This window comes from Nocardia sp. NPDC050175, from assembly GCF_044459885.1.
Lineage (GTDB): Bacteria > Actinomycetota > Actinomycetes > Mycobacteriales > Mycobacteriaceae > Nocardia.
In genome coordinates this window covers 141,388-154,319 of record NZ_JBITJI010000008.1, presented here as the reverse complement: position 1 = coordinate 154,319, position 12,932 = coordinate 141,388, and the positions used below count along the sequence as shown (strand labels likewise).

Here is a 12,932-nt window from a genome sequence, read left to right as displayed (position 1 = left end):
CCGCATCCACGTGGTCACCGCCGGCCGCCAACGTTCCGATCGCCGCGCCTAGGTCTGGCCTGAATACTCGGAGAGGCGGGGGAGCCTCAGTGCTCGTCGTAGTGGCCGTCGTGTGCCGCGTGGCGGTGGCCGTCGTGCACGTAGTCGACGTGATCGCCGTGCTGGACGGTGTCGTGGCCGCAGTCGGGGCCGTGCTCGTGCGCGTGATCGGTGTGTTCGGCGTGGCCCTGCGGCTCGCACTCGTCGTAGTGGCCGTCGTGTTCGCGGTGCAGGTGACCGTCGTGCGCGTAATCGACGTGATCACCGTGCTCGATCACCGCATGCCCGCAACCCGGGCCGTGCGCGTGATCGTGCGCGGTGTGCTGCATATGTGCCGTTGTCATCAGATCTCCCTCTTTCCAAGCGTGGACAGATGGATATGTGAGCGCAGACACATTAACAGATGCGCATCAATGCGAGTTAGCCGAGGGTGCGCTACAACACCTGCGAAAGGAAGCGCTGCAGGCGCGGCGTCTCGGCATTGTCGAACAGCGCGTCGGGCGTGCCGGTCTCCACGACCTGTCCCTCGTCCATGAACACAACCCGGTCGGAAACCGTTCGAGCGAAGCCCATTTCGTGGGTGACCACGACCATCGACATGCCACCGGCGGCCAAATCGGCCATCAGCGCGAGCACGCCCTTGACCAGCTCCGGGTCCAGCGCCGAGGTGGCCTCGTCGAAGAACATCACCTCCGGCTTCATGGCCAGCGCGCGGGCGATGGCGACCCGCTGCTGCTGCCCACCGGACAGGTTCGCCGGCCGCGAGTCCAGCTTGTCCGACAGCCCGACGATCTCCAGCTGCTCCGCCGCCACGGCACGCGCCTCATCCTTGGACAGTCCGCGCAGCTTGCGCGGGCCGAGCGAGACATTGTCGGCGACAGTCTTGTGGGGGAACAGGTTGAAGTGCTGGAACACCATGCCGATGCGCTGGCGCAGCTTGTCCGGGTCCTCTTTGAGCACCGACTTGCCGTCGAGCAGCACATCGCCCTGGTCCGGCTCGTGCAGCCGGTTGAGCACGCGCAGCAGCGTGGACTTGCCCGAGCCGGACGGGCCGATGACCGTGGTGGTCTTGCCCGCGTCGACGTGGATGTCGATGCCGCGAAGGATGTGGTTGTGCCCGAGCTTGAGGTGCAAATTGGTTCCGGTGAGGGAGGCACTCAGACCTCCACCTCGCTGGCGCTCGGTTCCGGCCTGATCGCCTCCGGGCGCTGTGTTGTCGATTCGCTCGCTGCGCTCGCTCATGTTTTAACCGCGCCCTTCCGTGATCGTGGCGGCCTCGACCGGGTCGATCGGCCGGTCCGGCCTGCCGGTGCGCATGCGGCGGTCGATGTAGTTCACCAGGTGGGTGAGCGGGATGGTCAACAGCAGGTAGACCAGGCCTGCGGCCACCAGCGGGGACAGGTTGCCGGTCTGCGCGTTGAGGTCGCGACCGACCGCGAACAGCTCGCGCTGGGTGGCGAGCAGGCCGAGGAAGTAGATCAGCGACGAATCCTTGATCAGCGCGATGAACTGGTTCATCAGCGCGGGCAGCACCCGCCGGACACCCTGCGGGATCACCACCAGCGTCATTGCCTGCCGGTAGCCGAAGCCGATGGCGCGGGCCGCCTCCAGCTGACCGGCTTCGACGGACTGGATGCCGGAACGGAAGATCTCGCCGATATAGGCCGAGGCCAGCAATGCCAGCGCTACCGCGCCGAGCCAGTACGGGTTGCTACCGGTCACGTTGCGGACCACCGGGCCGATGCCGAGGCCGATCAACAGGATGATCACCACGGCGGGCAGGCCGCGGAAGATGTCGGTGTAGACCCGGGCGGGCCAGCGCAGCCAGCGGGTTCGGGCGATGCCCGCCACCGCGAGCAGCATGCCGAGGACGGTGCCGAGGACACCCGAAACCACCGCGAGGATCAGGGTATTCGGCAAGCCGGTCTTGAACAGGTCGGGAAATGCCTTGCGGTACAACGACCAGTCGAAGAACGTGTCCTTCAGTTGTTGCAGCGTGGATTTCGGCGCGACCACCGTGGTGTCGGCCGGTTTGTGTTCCGCGGCAAGGGCGGCGAAGTCCGGCAGCTGCGGCAGCTGCGCCGCCTTCGAGCCCGGCTTCCAGCCCGGCGGCAGTTCCCGCGGCACCCAGTCGCCGTAGAGCTTGGCGTAGGTGCCGTCCGCGATCACCGCGTCGAGGCCGCTGTTGAGCGCGTCGGTCAACGGCTGGTTGTTCTTGGACACCGCCCAGCCGACGAAGTTGTCCAGGCTGAAGGTGTTCTGCACCACCGCCGTTCCGTCACCCGGCTTGATCGCGCCCTCGGCCTGCGCCGACGGCGCCACCCAGGCGTCGACCTGGCCGGACTTCAGGTTGGCGTAGGCGGTGTTGTAGTCGGGGAACTTCACCGGGTCCAGGTGCAACGTATTGATCACGTACTCGTCCTGCACCGTGCCCTGCACCACGGCGATCCGGGTGCCCTTGTTCAGGTCCGAAAAGCCCTTGATGCCACTGGAATTCGGCGCGACAAGGGAGAAGTAGCCGAAGTCGTAGCCGTTGGTGAAGCCGACCAGCTGCCTGCGTGCATCGGTGGTGGTGATGCTCGACGAGCCGACATCGAAGCGGTTGCCCGCCACCTGGGCGAGCAGTCCGGCGAACTCGGTGCCCGAGAACTCCACCTGCAGGCCGAGTTTCGTGGCGATCGCCTTCAGCAGCTCGTTGTCGAAGCCGGTGAAGGTGCCCTTGCCGTTCACGCAGATGCTCGGCGGCGCGTCCGACAGCGTGCCGACGCTCAGCTTGCCCGGTGTGATCAGCCCGAGCTTCGAGGTGTCGATCGAGGACACCGGCGCGGCGCTCGCCGTCGTGTACTTGTCCGCGCCCGCGGTCTGCGCGGAGGCCAGGTTGGTCGGCGCGGCCGACGCCGCGCTCACCCCCGGCGGGGAACACAGGTTGCGTTCCGAGGACGCATCATCGGAGCCGGAACCACACGCCGTGGCCGCGAGACCGACAGCAAGCAATATCACGGCGATCAACGCACGAGACCGCACAGCGGGCAGACCAGCCATGATGACAAACCCTAGCCGCGACCAAGTGTTAACTCGCAGCTACCCCGCCGCCGACGTTGCGCCACCTGGAATGCGACAAGTCGGACCAGCGGCGACAGAGTTCGGATCAACGTGATCCGAATTCGGCGTCACGGGGGCATGCCCCGGTCGGCAATCCGGGTCGGGCCGGATCTGGCATCACATTGCCGGTGCACACTCGCCGCGAGCCTGGCCCGACTCGGCGCAGGGATCAGGCGAGCCTGCTGACCTGCTCGGGGTTCACCTCGTCGCGCCAGCGGATCGCTCGCTCGACCTCGCTCAGGTCATAGCCCGGGCCACTGACGCCGACGGTGAACAGCGAGACACCGGCCTCGACGAGGGCCGACGCCTTCTCGACGCCCGGCCACTGCACCGAACGCTCGATCCGCGACTCGTCGGTGCCGACGACGGCGCAGTGCTCGGCGAGCACCTTGTTCTTGTGCGCGAGCGAGTCGAGGTCGGCGAAGGTGTGCCACATGTGCGCGTACTCGGCGACCAGGCGCAGCGTCTTCTTCTCGCCACCGCCGCCGATCAGGATCGGGATCTCCCGGGTCGGCTGCGGGTTCAGCTTCTTCAGGCGGGCGCTGAGCCGGGCCATGTTCTCCTTCAGCAGCGCGAGCCTGGTACCCGGCGTGCCGAATTCGTAGCCGTATTCGTCGTAGTCCTTCTCGAACCAGCCCGCGCCGAGGCCGAGGATGAGGCGGCCCTCGCTGATATGGTCCACGGTGCGCGCCATGTCGGCGAGCAGGTCCGGGTTGCGGTAGCCGCCGCCGGTGACCAGCGCGCCGATCTCCACCCGCTCAGTCTGCTCGGCGAAGGCGCCGAGCATGGTCCAGCATTCGAAGTGGGCGCCGTCGGGGTCGCCGCTGAGCGGATAGAAGTGGTCCCAGTTGAAGACGACATCGACGCCCGCGTCCTCGGACCGCAGTACGGCGTCGCGAATCAGTCCGTACTTGGGCGCGTGCTGCGGCTGCAGTTGAACTCCGATACGAACCGCTCGGCTCATGAAACTCTCCTCGTCGTCCGGATTGGTCCCCGATCGAGGCTACCGGCGCGGACGGTATCCGGCCGGAGCTCTCGGCAATCCGATCCGCGGCCCAGAGGCGTTGCGTCCTCCGCACTTCGCGCGCGAACTCGAGCATTTCGAGCGCGAATCGAGCAGACCTAGTAATGTCGCCGGTCAACCCTTACTCGGATCGTCCGGCACGTTCCTGCCGGTGATGGGATGTGATTTGTCATGGCCACAGTGACCTTCGACAGCGCGACCAGGCTCTACCCTGGCTCGACCAAACCCGCTGTCGACCAGTTGAATCTGGAAATCGAAGACGGCGAATTCCTGGTTCTCGTCGGCCCGTCGGGCTGCGGAAAATCGACCTCGCTGCGCATGCTCGCCGGCCTGGAGGACGTCAGCGACGGGCGCATCCTGATCGGCGCCAAGGATGTGACGCACGCCGAACCCAAGGAACGCGATATCGCGATGGTGTTCCAGAACTACGCGCTCTACCCGCACATGACCGTCGCGGAGAACATGGGCTTCGCGCTGAAGCTGGCCAAGGTCGCCAAGGCGGAGACGCAGAAGCGGGTGCTCGAGGCGGCGAAGCTGCTCGACCTGGAGCCGTACCTGGACCGCAAGCCGAAGGCGCTGTCCGGCGGTCAGCGCCAGCGCGTCGCGATGGGCCGGGCGATCGTGCGCCAGCCGCAGGTGTTCCTGATGGACGAGCCGCTGTCCAACCTGGACGCGAAGCTGCGCGTGCAGACCCGCACCCAGATCGCGCAGCTGCAGCGCAGGCTCGGCACCACCACCGTGTACGTCACGCACGACCAGGTCGAGGCGATGACCATGGGCGATCGGGTCGCGGTGCTCAAAGATGGTCTGCTGCAGCAGTGCGCGACGCCACGCGACCTGTACCAGGACCCGGTCAACGTGTTCGTCGCAGGCTTCATGGGTTCGCCCGCGATGAACCTGTTCACACTTCCGGTGTCCGACGGTTCCGTCTCACTCGGCGGGCACGTGCTGCCGCTGCCGCGCTCGGTCATCGACTCCGCCGAAGGTTCGGTGTCGGTCGGCATCCGCCCCGAGCACTTCGAGCTCGGCAACGGTGCCGGCTCCGGCATCGAGATGGAGGTCGACGTGGTCGAGGAGCTCGGCTCCGACGCCTACATCTACGGCCGCACCACCTCCGAAGGCAACGCCATCGGCGAAACCATTGTGGCGCGGGCGGATTGGCGCAACCCGCCCGCCAAGGGCACCCGGGTCCGGCTCTCCACCGACCCCCAGCACACCTACTTCTTCTCCGCCAAGGACGGGCGCCGCCTGCACTGAGCCCGCTCAGTCAGCACCAGCCACCGAGCCCGGTCCGCAACGGACCGGGCTCGGTCATTTCTCGACCACCAAGGGTCAGCGCGCCAACCATCCGGCAAAGCGCCGGGTCAGAAACGGCATGATCACCCACACCATCGCGCCCACCGCCACCGGCAGAATGCAGGCCAGCCGCAGCGGCGTCGGCAGCGGTTCCAGCAGCGGAGCCGTCACCGTCACCAGCACGGTGAGCATCGGGTAGAGACCGATCAGCGTCAGTAGCCAGAACTTCCACTTCGCCGGATGCCCGTTGCCCGTCCTTACCTCAACGTTCTCCACCGACTCAACCTGCGCAATTTCTTTCGTAGCAACCACTTTCCACTCCCAACCTCTGCAATCCGCCGTCACAGAGACGACGAAGCAGCCACCGCAGCTGTGACATCCGCAGTGGCTCGACAGCCGACCGCGGCGTTCAGCGGCGGGTGAGTCCGATCTCCAGCACGTCGCGGATGTAGATCTCCAAGAACACCGGCAGATATGGATCCGCCGCTATCCGGTCGAAGACCTCGGCGAAGCGCGGGTCGGGCGTTTCGGTCAAGTGCACGATCCGCCAGGTGTTGAGTGGCCGTTCCTCGCCGCCCGACGCACCGTGCTCGACGTGGAAGATCGGCTGCTCGGTTCCGGCGTGCAGGAGTTCACCTGCGGGGCCGGGCAATTCAGCGGCGCCAATGAACGTGACGACCTGGTTCGCATGATCGAGGTGGGTCTGTTCGAGGACAAGACCGTCCGTGTCCGGTCGCAGCCACAGCCGCTGCCGGGACTTCCGCACGAAAACATCCCCCTCGCCCCACGATTGCGCGCCGCCTGTCACGACGGCGGGGATGTAGATGTCGGGGCGGCGGGCCTTGCGAGTCTCCATGTCCCACAGCATGGTTCGGGTGAAGACCAGCGGGCTCGCGAGTTCGTAGCGCTCGGCGAGCACCTGGTTGACATCGAGTGGCGGCAGCTCGTAAGTCGTGTTGGCCGGGTCTTCCCAGGCCGCGCGGAAAGCCTTCTTGTGGTCGACGGTGTCCACGTCCATCTCCAACTCTGTTGTGCCGGCTCCGGTCCTCCCGACCCATGGAGACACTATGAAATTTATAGTGACTACCAATCTTAGAGTCAATACCCGATCCGTGTTACCGTCGGAGAATGGACGAAGCAGCGGTGGCGCACCCCGACCTGCGACCGGGGTTCTGCGCGAGCTACCACCGGGGTGTCGAGCTGATCGGCAAGCGCTGGAACGGCGTCATCCTGCGCGAGTTACTGCTCGGCGCAAAGCATTTCGTCGAGATCAGGCGAGCCATCCCGGACCTGACCGACAGCATGTTGTCGACTCGCCTGCGCGAGCTCGAAGCCGCAGGCATCGTGTCGCGAACCGTCTACGACGAGACTCCCGTGTGCGTGGAGTACGAGCTCACCGAGATGGGCCGAGACCTACAGGAAGCGGTCGCCGCGCTCAACCGATGGGCGAGCCGATGGTTTCCGGAATGAGCAGAACACCTTCGACAGGTGGGCGTTTCAGCGCTTGGTTTTGCGGGCGCGGCGGGAGTCCAAGTAGTCGTCGTTGACGCGGATGCCTAGTTCTTCGAGGGCTATCTCGCGGCCGGAGTCGCTGCGGACTTGGACGCGGACGGGTGATCCGGTGGCTTCTTCGACCAGCAGGAGTGGCGGCGGGCCGGGCTGGAGGTAGGTGTCGCCCCACTGCATGAGGGCCAGGACTACGGGGAGTAGGTCGCGGCCCTTGGGGGTGAGGATGTATTCGTGGCGGGTGCGTTTGCCCTGCTCCCGGTAGGGCTGCTTGGTGAGCAGGCCCGCTTCGGTGAGTTTGCGGAGTTGGGTGGCGGCCGCGGCGTCGGTGATGCCGACACGCTGGGCGAAGCCATCGAAGCGGGTGGTGCCGTAGTAGGCCTCGCGCAGGATGAGCACGGTCGAGCGGGTGCCGACGAGCTCGATCGCCTTGGCGATCGAGCAATCCGTGGTCTGCCACGAGCTCAGATCGGCCAACGGTCCTTCCATCACTGCTGCCATGACCAACATCATACCCTTGCTGACTTGTCTCAACTATCGTCAGGTGTAACCTGACTATGTGTTGATAGAGCCAGGCAAGGCCGCCCGGTTCTCGGTCCGAAAGGAAGCACGATGAGAGACGCGGTAATTGTCGAAGCGGTACGCACTCCGATCGGCAAGGGCAAGCCGAACGGCGCGCTGCATGACGTCAACGCGGTGGATCTGCTCGCACACAGCCTGCGCGAAGTGGTCGATCGCAGCGGCATCGATCCGGTGCTGATCGACGACGTGATCGGTGGCATCGTCACCCAGATCGGCGAGCAGGGCGCCAACATGACCCGGCGCGCGGCCCTGGCCGCCGGGTATCCCGAATCCGTCCCCGCCACCACGGTGGACCGGCAGTGCGGCAGCAGCCAGCAGGCGATCCACTTCGCCGCCCAGGGCGTGATCTCCGGGGCCTACGACATCGTCGTGGCCGCCGGTGTCGAATCGATGGGGCGGATCCCGATGGGCGCCAACCTGATCGGCTCCGAGGATGTCTCCGGGGTCGGCTTCGCCGCACGTTATCCGGAAGGCCTTGTACCGCAAGGGATCAGCGCTGAACTGATCGCCGCCAAGTGGGGCCTGAACCGCACCCAGCTCGACGAGTTCGCGCTCGGCAGCCACGAAAAGGCCGCGCTGGCAACGAAGAACGGTCTGTTCGCCAACGAACTCGCGCCGATCAACGGACTGACCGCCGATGAGGGCATCCGGGTCGGCAGCACCCTCGACTCCCTCGCCAAGCTGCGCCCCGCCTTCTATGACGAGGCGATGGCCACCCGGTTCCCGCAGATCGGCTGGCAGGTCACCGCGGCGACCGCGAGCCAGGTCAGCGACGGCAGCGCCGCAGTACTGATCATGACCAGCGAACGCGCGAAAGAACTCGGACTGAAGCCGCTGGCCCGGCTGCACAGCTTCGCCGTCGTCGGTGACGACCCGCTGCTGATGCTCACCGCCGTGATCCCGGCGACCCGAAAGGTGTTGCAGCGCGCGGGACTCCAGATCTCCGACATCGATCTGTTCGAGGTGAACGAGGCCTTCTCACCGGTCGTGCTCGCCTGGGCCCAGGAGACCGGCGCCGACCTCGCCAAGGTGAACGTCAACGGCGGCGCGATCGCCATCGGCCACCCGCTCGGCGCCTCCGGCTCCCGCATCGCCACCACCCTGGTACACGCCATGCAGGACCGCGGCGCCCGCTACGGCCTGCAAACCATGTGTGAGGCAGGCGGTTTGTCGAACGCCATGATTCTCGAACGCCTCTGAATCGCGCCGACGCGGTGCCCATCGCGCGGTGGGCACCGCGTCAGAGCACCAGCGCGATCAGAAATCCGACCACCCACGATTCGATGATCAACGGCACCGCGATCAACGGCGTCCACCCGATCTGCCTGCGCGCCCGCGCCTTCCGCACCATCAGCCAACCGGCCCAGATCACCGACGCCGCGATCCCTCCCCAACCGATGACCTGCGCCACCGACAGGTAGCGCCACGCTCGCCCATCCTCGTCATCGCGCGCGACCACCTCGTACAGCGGCACGAACGACCCGACGAACCAGGCGAAGGCGACCGTGATCAGCGACCCGAGCCCCGCGCGCACGAGGTCCGGCAATCGCTCCGGTCGTTCCCATGCCATACCCCAGGATGACCCGTTCAGACCTACCGTGCAGTCCGCGCGCAAAGTCTCACGCCGCGCACACCTTTGCCGACCATCTCATTCGCAGCAGGACAATTCGTGCGCAGCACCCTTGATCGGCGGCACGCGCGCCGAGCACACGTTGCTGACGGTCCCACGCGTGGCGGATGCGCCGGATGCTCGCGCGCACAACATTGCTCGACGCGCACGAAATTGCTGGCGAATCCATACGCAGCGGCACAATTCGTGCGCAGCACGCCTGTTCAGCTGAGCGCGCAGCACTTGCTGTACGCGAGTTGCTGACTGGCCCAGGCGTTGCGTGTGCAGCAGCTGTGAGCGCGCACATGACATTGCTTGCTGCGGACGAGTTTGCGGACGATTTCGTGCGCAGCGGCACAATTCGTGCGCGGGGTGGGTCAGGGGCCTGCGTAGACGTGGGAGGCAAGGGCTACGCCGCTGGCGAATGAGGCGACGATCAGGAGTGCGGCGAGCACGGGCCAGTACCACATGTACCAGCGCTTCAGGCCGGCCACGATGATCATTACGAGGGAGCCGACCAGGGCGAGGGCGGTGCCGCCCCAGGAGACGATGAAGGCGGCGCCGAGATAGCTGTCGTTGCAGTTGTTGGTGCCGCACGCGTCGGTGGCGAAGGCGAAGAAGAGGGTGGCGTAGGCGGCGAGAAGGCCGAGCAGTGCGGCGCAGGAGTACAGCACGATGGTGAGGACCAGGTCCCAGGTCCGCTGTTGCGGCTGTGGCGTCGGCTGCTGCCATTGCGGCTGTTGCCACTGCTGCTGCGTTGTCGGGTAGTAGGTCATGTACTCAGCATCGCGATCGGCCTGCGTGTGGAGGACCGCAAAACTACTCAGACCGCATGGGGAGAATTCGGCAAACAGCTGGTCAGGTGACCGTTGCCGGAGCCAGGCCCGAACCTGGCGGCGCCCGTTAAGCTGGGCGGCGATGACCGATCACGTTGTTGAGAGCATCGTCTATGCGATCCCGATGCGCACCAGGTTCCGTGGCATCACCGTGCGCGAAGGGATGCTGATCCGGGGGCCGCTCGGGTGGGGCGACTTCTGTCCGTTCACCGAGTACGACGATCGGGAAGCGGCCGGATGGCTGGCCACCGCGCTCGAACAGGTGACGGTGGGGTGGCCGGAGCCGGTGCGCGATCGGATTCCGATCAACTGCACGGTGCCTGCGGTCGATCCGGAACGTGCGCACGCGATTGTCGCGGAGTCGGGGTGTGGCACCGCGAAGGTGAAGATCGCCGATCATCGCGATTCGCTCGCCGAGGACCTCGCCAGGGTCGAGGCGGTGCGAGACGCGCTCGGACCGAGTGGGGCCGTTCGGGTGGACGCCAACGCGGTGTGGGATGTGGAGACTGCCGTCGCGCACATCACCCGAATCGATAAGGCCGCAGGCGGTTTGGAGTACGTCGAGCAGCCTTGCCGGACCATCGAAGAACTGGCCGCGGTTCGCCGTCGCGTCGACGTGCGGATCGCCGCCGACGAATCCATCCGCCGCGCCGAGGACCCGCTGCGGGTCGCCGTCGCGGGGGCCGCCGACATCGCGGTGTTGAAATGCACTCCGCTGGGCGGAGTCCGCCGCGCGCTGCGCGTGGCCGAAGCAGCCGGACTCCCCTGCGTGGTGTCCTCGGCGCTGGAAACCAGCGTCGGACTGGCCGCGCAACTCGCGCTCGCCGGAACGCTGCCCGAACTCGACTTCGCCTGCGGGCTCGGCACATTGTCGCTGCTCACCGGTGACGTGGTGGTCGATTCCCTGCGCCCTGTCGACGGGTACCTGCCCGTTCCGAGTACACCACCGCAACCCGATCCTGCCCTGGCCGAGCAGTACCGGCAGCGTGACCCGGACCGGACCGCATGGTGGGAAGACCGGCTGGCGCGCGTCCTGCGAATGGTCGAGGCACCACCGAAGTCGTTCTGAGCGGACATTTTTCGCGACTGTCACACCGAAATAGCCGCTACAGCTTCGATATTGACCGTGCAGACCGGCACGATGCATTACCCGAGCCGCACACCACAACCCAACAGTGTCGCGCGCAACACCAAGGCTGCCTCCGGCCCGATGATGCCGTCGACCAATTCCAGGTAGCGGGTGCAGAATTCGGGGCCGTGCGGTGCGACCGAGCCGGGATCGGGCTCGAGATGATGCGCCATTTCGTGCAGCACCACGAGTTCGCGCAGCGCCCACGCGGTGCCGCCGGTGTGCAGTGGCACGGCGAGGACAGCGTCGGCGGCTTCGTAGTGGGCGGCGGTCGCGCCCGCGCGCGAGCGGACCCGGACCGAGGTGCCCGCGCGATCCCATTGGGCCCGAACCCAATTGAGCGCCAGGACCTTGTCGGCATAGCTCTGCACGGAATCGACAGAGGCGAAACGTCGTTCGATCGGCAGCGTGATGTGCGAACCGTACAGCTCGACAGTGCGACTGCCATGCTCATCGGCACGGTCGAACATCCCACGCACCAACTGCTCGGCATCATACACCTTGGCGCGCTGCGTATCTCGCACGCTCACGACTCCCCTTCGCTAGCGCCCCGCTGCGTCGTACACGTGGCCGCACTGTGTCTCGGGTTCACACGCTGACGCTCACTCACGAATCCCCCTCGCAAGCATTCGACTCCGTCATACGAGAACGCGCACTGTGCCTGCGGTTACTCCGCTGACGCTCACTCACGAATCCCCCTCGCTAGTGCTCGGCTCCGTCGTGCGCGAGTGCGCACTGTGATTTCGGTTCACTCGCTGGCGCTCGGTCACGAGCATCGTCCACAAAAGACACCTGCGCGACCCGAGTCAGCCCTCCCCCGCGCGCCCACGGACAGACACGCCGCAGACCATTCCGAATTCCCACGTCCACCGTTCCGGCGCGGGAAATCCGCAGCACTCACGCCGACCCATTGGCCGAACCACGCGACTTCCGCGTCAATTGCCCACGCGCCGCACCGAGTTCGGGCGAGGTACCGAGCCGAGCCGCCTTACCCGCCCGGTCCCCCGCGCGCCGCGCGGCCGCCGAGTGTCCGGCCGAGGCCTGCGGCCCGCGCCAGGTGCCGCGCGCTTCGGAGGTGCTGGTGTAGAAGTCGGTGAGCTCGATCTCCTTGTTGCGCAACGCGAGCGCGGTGCCCGCTCCCGCGGTGTCGCCGGGCACCACCTCGGCTTCGACCTCCGCCTTCACGGCGGCCAGCCGCTGGCCGATCCGCGCGGCGAACGCCATCTGGAAGTTCAACCGCGCGGTGACACCGGCGACCGGGGCCTGCACCCGCCGTTGCACCTTGCGTCCCCAGCGCTTTTCGGTGACCACCTTCTCCACCGTCGCCGAGCGGTACTGCCCGGACTTGATGTATTGATCCGAGGCCCGCACCATCTGCACGAGCAGACTCGCGTACAGCGCCTCGCAGGTGTCGATATCGGAATCGAAACCGTAGGCGTACACCTGGGTCGAGGTGCGAGCGACATCGCAGCGCACATCGTTGGCGTGCGCGATGGCGACGAACAGTTGGACGTAGGTGCGCAATCCGCGCTTGCCGGGCTCGCCGATCGGAATGATCCGCTGAATCGGCGTCGGCCTGCGCTCACGTCCCGCGATGTGCGCACGCGCCACCGTCAGATCGATGGACGATCTGGTCGCGAGTCGCTGGGCCGCGGCGAGAAACGCCTCGGCCTCGTGCTCGTTGTCGGTCGATTCGGCCTGGCGCAGCAGCCCGCCGATGCGGGTCAGCATCCGCTCGGGAACCGGGTTCGGCGATGTCATCACACGCCAGAGTAGCGAGGACTTCCCGCCACAATCCCGCGAGTCACT

The 12,932-nt window shown here is 66.4% G+C and carries 15 protein-coding genes; 4 read left to right on the top strand and 11 right to left on the bottom strand.

Annotated elements, in window-relative coordinates:
• Positions 1-86: 86 nt before the first annotated feature.
• The 4 genes from ACIBK2_RS27205 to ACIBK2_RS27190 all read right to left on the bottom strand — a co-directional run bounded on the left by ACIBK2_RS27205 (position 87) and on the right by ACIBK2_RS27190 (position 4,105).
• On the bottom strand, positions 87-383 hold the full coding sequence (locus ACIBK2_RS27205) for a hypothetical protein (protein WP_379283388.1): 297 nt from the start codon (positions 381-383) through the stop codon (positions 87-89).
• A 91-nt stretch (positions 384-474) separates the two neighbouring features.
• Positions 475-1,200 carry an amino acid ABC transporter ATP-binding protein gene (locus ACIBK2_RS27200; protein WP_396971500.1) on the bottom strand — a complete coding sequence of 242 codons (726 nt, stop codon included), beginning with the start codon at positions 1,198-1,200 and terminating at the stop codon, positions 475-477.
• An 84-nt stretch (positions 1,201-1,284) separates the two neighbouring features.
• Positions 1,285-3,081 (bottom strand): ABC transporter substrate-binding protein/permease, encoded by a 1,797-nt coding sequence (locus ACIBK2_RS27195; protein ID WP_396971051.1) that lies wholly within the window; start codon positions 3,079-3,081, stop codon positions 1,285-1,287.
• A gap of 229 nt (positions 3,082-3,310) precedes the next feature.
• Positions 3,311-4,105, bottom strand: coding sequence for an LLM class F420-dependent oxidoreductase (locus ACIBK2_RS27190; protein ID WP_396971049.1), 795 nt, complete (start codon positions 4,103-4,105; stop codon positions 3,311-3,313).
• Positions 4,106-4,336: 231 nt separating this feature from the next.
• Here ACIBK2_RS27190 and ACIBK2_RS27185 point away from each other — a divergent pair, with 231 nt between their 5' ends.
• Entirely contained in the window at positions 4,337-5,422 is a 1,086-nt protein-coding gene (locus ACIBK2_RS27185; protein ID WP_396971047.1) for an ABC transporter ATP-binding protein, read from the top strand.
• Positions 5,423-5,497: 75 nt separating this feature from the next.
• Here the strand turns inward: ACIBK2_RS27185 and ACIBK2_RS27180 are convergent, their stop codons facing one another.
• Positions 5,498-5,737 (bottom strand): hypothetical protein, encoded by a 240-nt coding sequence (locus ACIBK2_RS27180; protein ID WP_396971045.1) that lies wholly within the window; start codon positions 5,735-5,737, stop codon positions 5,498-5,500.
• Between the two features lie 133 nt (positions 5,738-5,870).
• The gene (locus ACIBK2_RS27175; RefSeq protein ID WP_396971043.1) at positions 5,871-6,479 is read right to left on the bottom strand and encodes a hypothetical protein; all 609 of its coding nucleotides are present in this window, start codon (positions 6,477-6,479) and stop codon (positions 5,871-5,873) included.
• A gap of 110 nt (positions 6,480-6,589) precedes the next feature.
• On the opposite strand from ACIBK2_RS27175, the gene ACIBK2_RS27170 reads away from it, so the two are divergent.
• Positions 6,590-6,931, top strand: coding sequence for a winged helix-turn-helix transcriptional regulator (locus tag ACIBK2_RS27170; RefSeq protein ID WP_396971041.1), 342 nt, complete (start codon positions 6,590-6,592; stop codon positions 6,929-6,931).
• A 27-nt stretch (positions 6,932-6,958) separates the two neighbouring features.
• On the opposite strand, the gene ACIBK2_RS27165 is transcribed toward ACIBK2_RS27170, so the two are convergent.
• Entirely contained in the window at positions 6,959-7,480 is a 522-nt protein-coding gene (locus ACIBK2_RS27165) for a winged helix-turn-helix transcriptional regulator (RefSeq protein WP_396971039.1), read from the bottom strand.
• Between the two features lie 99 nt (positions 7,481-7,579).
• On the opposite strand from ACIBK2_RS27165, the gene ACIBK2_RS27160 reads away from it, so the two are divergent.
• Complete coding sequence (locus tag ACIBK2_RS27160) at positions 7,580-8,749, top strand: thiolase family protein (RefSeq protein ID WP_396971037.1); 1,170 nt, start codon at positions 7,580-7,582, stop codon at positions 8,747-8,749.
• A 40-nt stretch (positions 8,750-8,789) separates the two neighbouring features.
• Here the strand turns inward: ACIBK2_RS27160 and ACIBK2_RS27155 are convergent, their stop codons facing one another.
• Together ACIBK2_RS27155 and ACIBK2_RS27150 are read right to left on the bottom strand one after the other, a co-directional pair.
• Entirely contained in the window at positions 8,790-9,119 is a 330-nt protein-coding gene (locus ACIBK2_RS27155; protein ID WP_396971036.1) for a hypothetical protein, read from the bottom strand.
• 416 nt (positions 9,120-9,535) lie between these two features.
• Complete coding sequence (locus ACIBK2_RS27150; RefSeq protein WP_396971034.1) at positions 9,536-9,934, bottom strand: hypothetical protein; 399 nt, start codon at positions 9,932-9,934, stop codon at positions 9,536-9,538.
• 142 nt (positions 9,935-10,076) lie between these two features.
• Here ACIBK2_RS27150 and ACIBK2_RS27145 point away from each other — a divergent pair, with 142 nt between their 5' ends.
• Entirely contained in the window at positions 10,077-11,063 is a 987-nt protein-coding gene (locus ACIBK2_RS27145) for an o-succinylbenzoate synthase (protein ID WP_396971032.1), read from the top strand.
• A 77-nt stretch (positions 11,064-11,140) separates the two neighbouring features.
• Here the strand turns inward: ACIBK2_RS27145 and ACIBK2_RS27140 are convergent, their stop codons facing one another.
• Complete coding sequence (locus tag ACIBK2_RS27140) at positions 11,141-11,653, bottom strand: TIGR04338 family metallohydrolase (protein WP_396971030.1); 513 nt, start codon at positions 11,651-11,653, stop codon at positions 11,141-11,143.
• Between the two features lie 367 nt (positions 11,654-12,020).
• Positions 12,021-12,884: a DUF2786 domain-containing protein gene (locus tag ACIBK2_RS27135; protein ID WP_396971028.1), complete on the bottom strand. Its 864-nt coding sequence runs from the start codon at positions 12,882-12,884 to the stop codon at positions 12,021-12,023.
• Between the last annotated feature and the right edge of the window lie 48 nt (positions 12,885-12,932).

Coding starts and splice junctions, on each gene's coding strand:
- ACIBK2_RS27205 (WP_379283388.1), bottom strand. CDS start 383: ATGACAACGGCACATATGCAGCACACCGCGCACGATCACGCGCACGGC.
- ACIBK2_RS27195 (WP_396971051.1), bottom strand. CDS start 3,081: ATGGCTGGTCTGCCCGCTGTGCGGTCTCGTGCGTTGATCGCCGTGATA.
- ACIBK2_RS27190 (WP_396971049.1), bottom strand. CDS start 4,105: ATGAGCCGAGCGGTTCGTATCGGAGTTCAACTGCAGCCGCAGCACGCG.
- ACIBK2_RS27185 (WP_396971047.1), top strand. CDS start 4,337: ATGGCCACAGTGACCTTCGACAGCGCGACCAGGCTCTACCCTGGCTCG.
- ACIBK2_RS27175 (WP_396971043.1), bottom strand. CDS start 6,479: ATGGACGTGGACACCGTCGACCACAAGAAGGCTTTCCGCGCGGCCTGG.
- ACIBK2_RS27170 (WP_396971041.1), top strand. CDS start 6,590: ATGGACGAAGCAGCGGTGGCGCACCCCGACCTGCGACCGGGGTTCTGC.
- ACIBK2_RS27165 (WP_396971039.1), bottom strand. CDS start 7,480: ATGATGTTGGTCATGGCAGCAGTGATGGAAGGACCGTTGGCCGATCTG.
- ACIBK2_RS27160 (WP_396971037.1), top strand. CDS start 7,580: ATGAGAGACGCGGTAATTGTCGAAGCGGTACGCACTCCGATCGGCAAG.
- ACIBK2_RS27155 (WP_396971036.1), bottom strand. CDS start 9,119: ATGGCATGGGAACGACCGGAGCGATTGCCGGACCTCGTGCGCGCGGGG.
- ACIBK2_RS27150 (WP_396971034.1), bottom strand. CDS start 9,934: ATGACCTACTACCCGACAACGCAGCAGCAGTGGCAACAGCCGCAATGG.
- ACIBK2_RS27145 (WP_396971032.1), top strand. CDS start 10,077: ATGACCGATCACGTTGTTGAGAGCATCGTCTATGCGATCCCGATGCGC.
- ACIBK2_RS27135 (WP_396971028.1), bottom strand. CDS start 12,884: ATGACATCGCCGAACCCGGTTCCCGAGCGGATGCTGACCCGCATCGGC.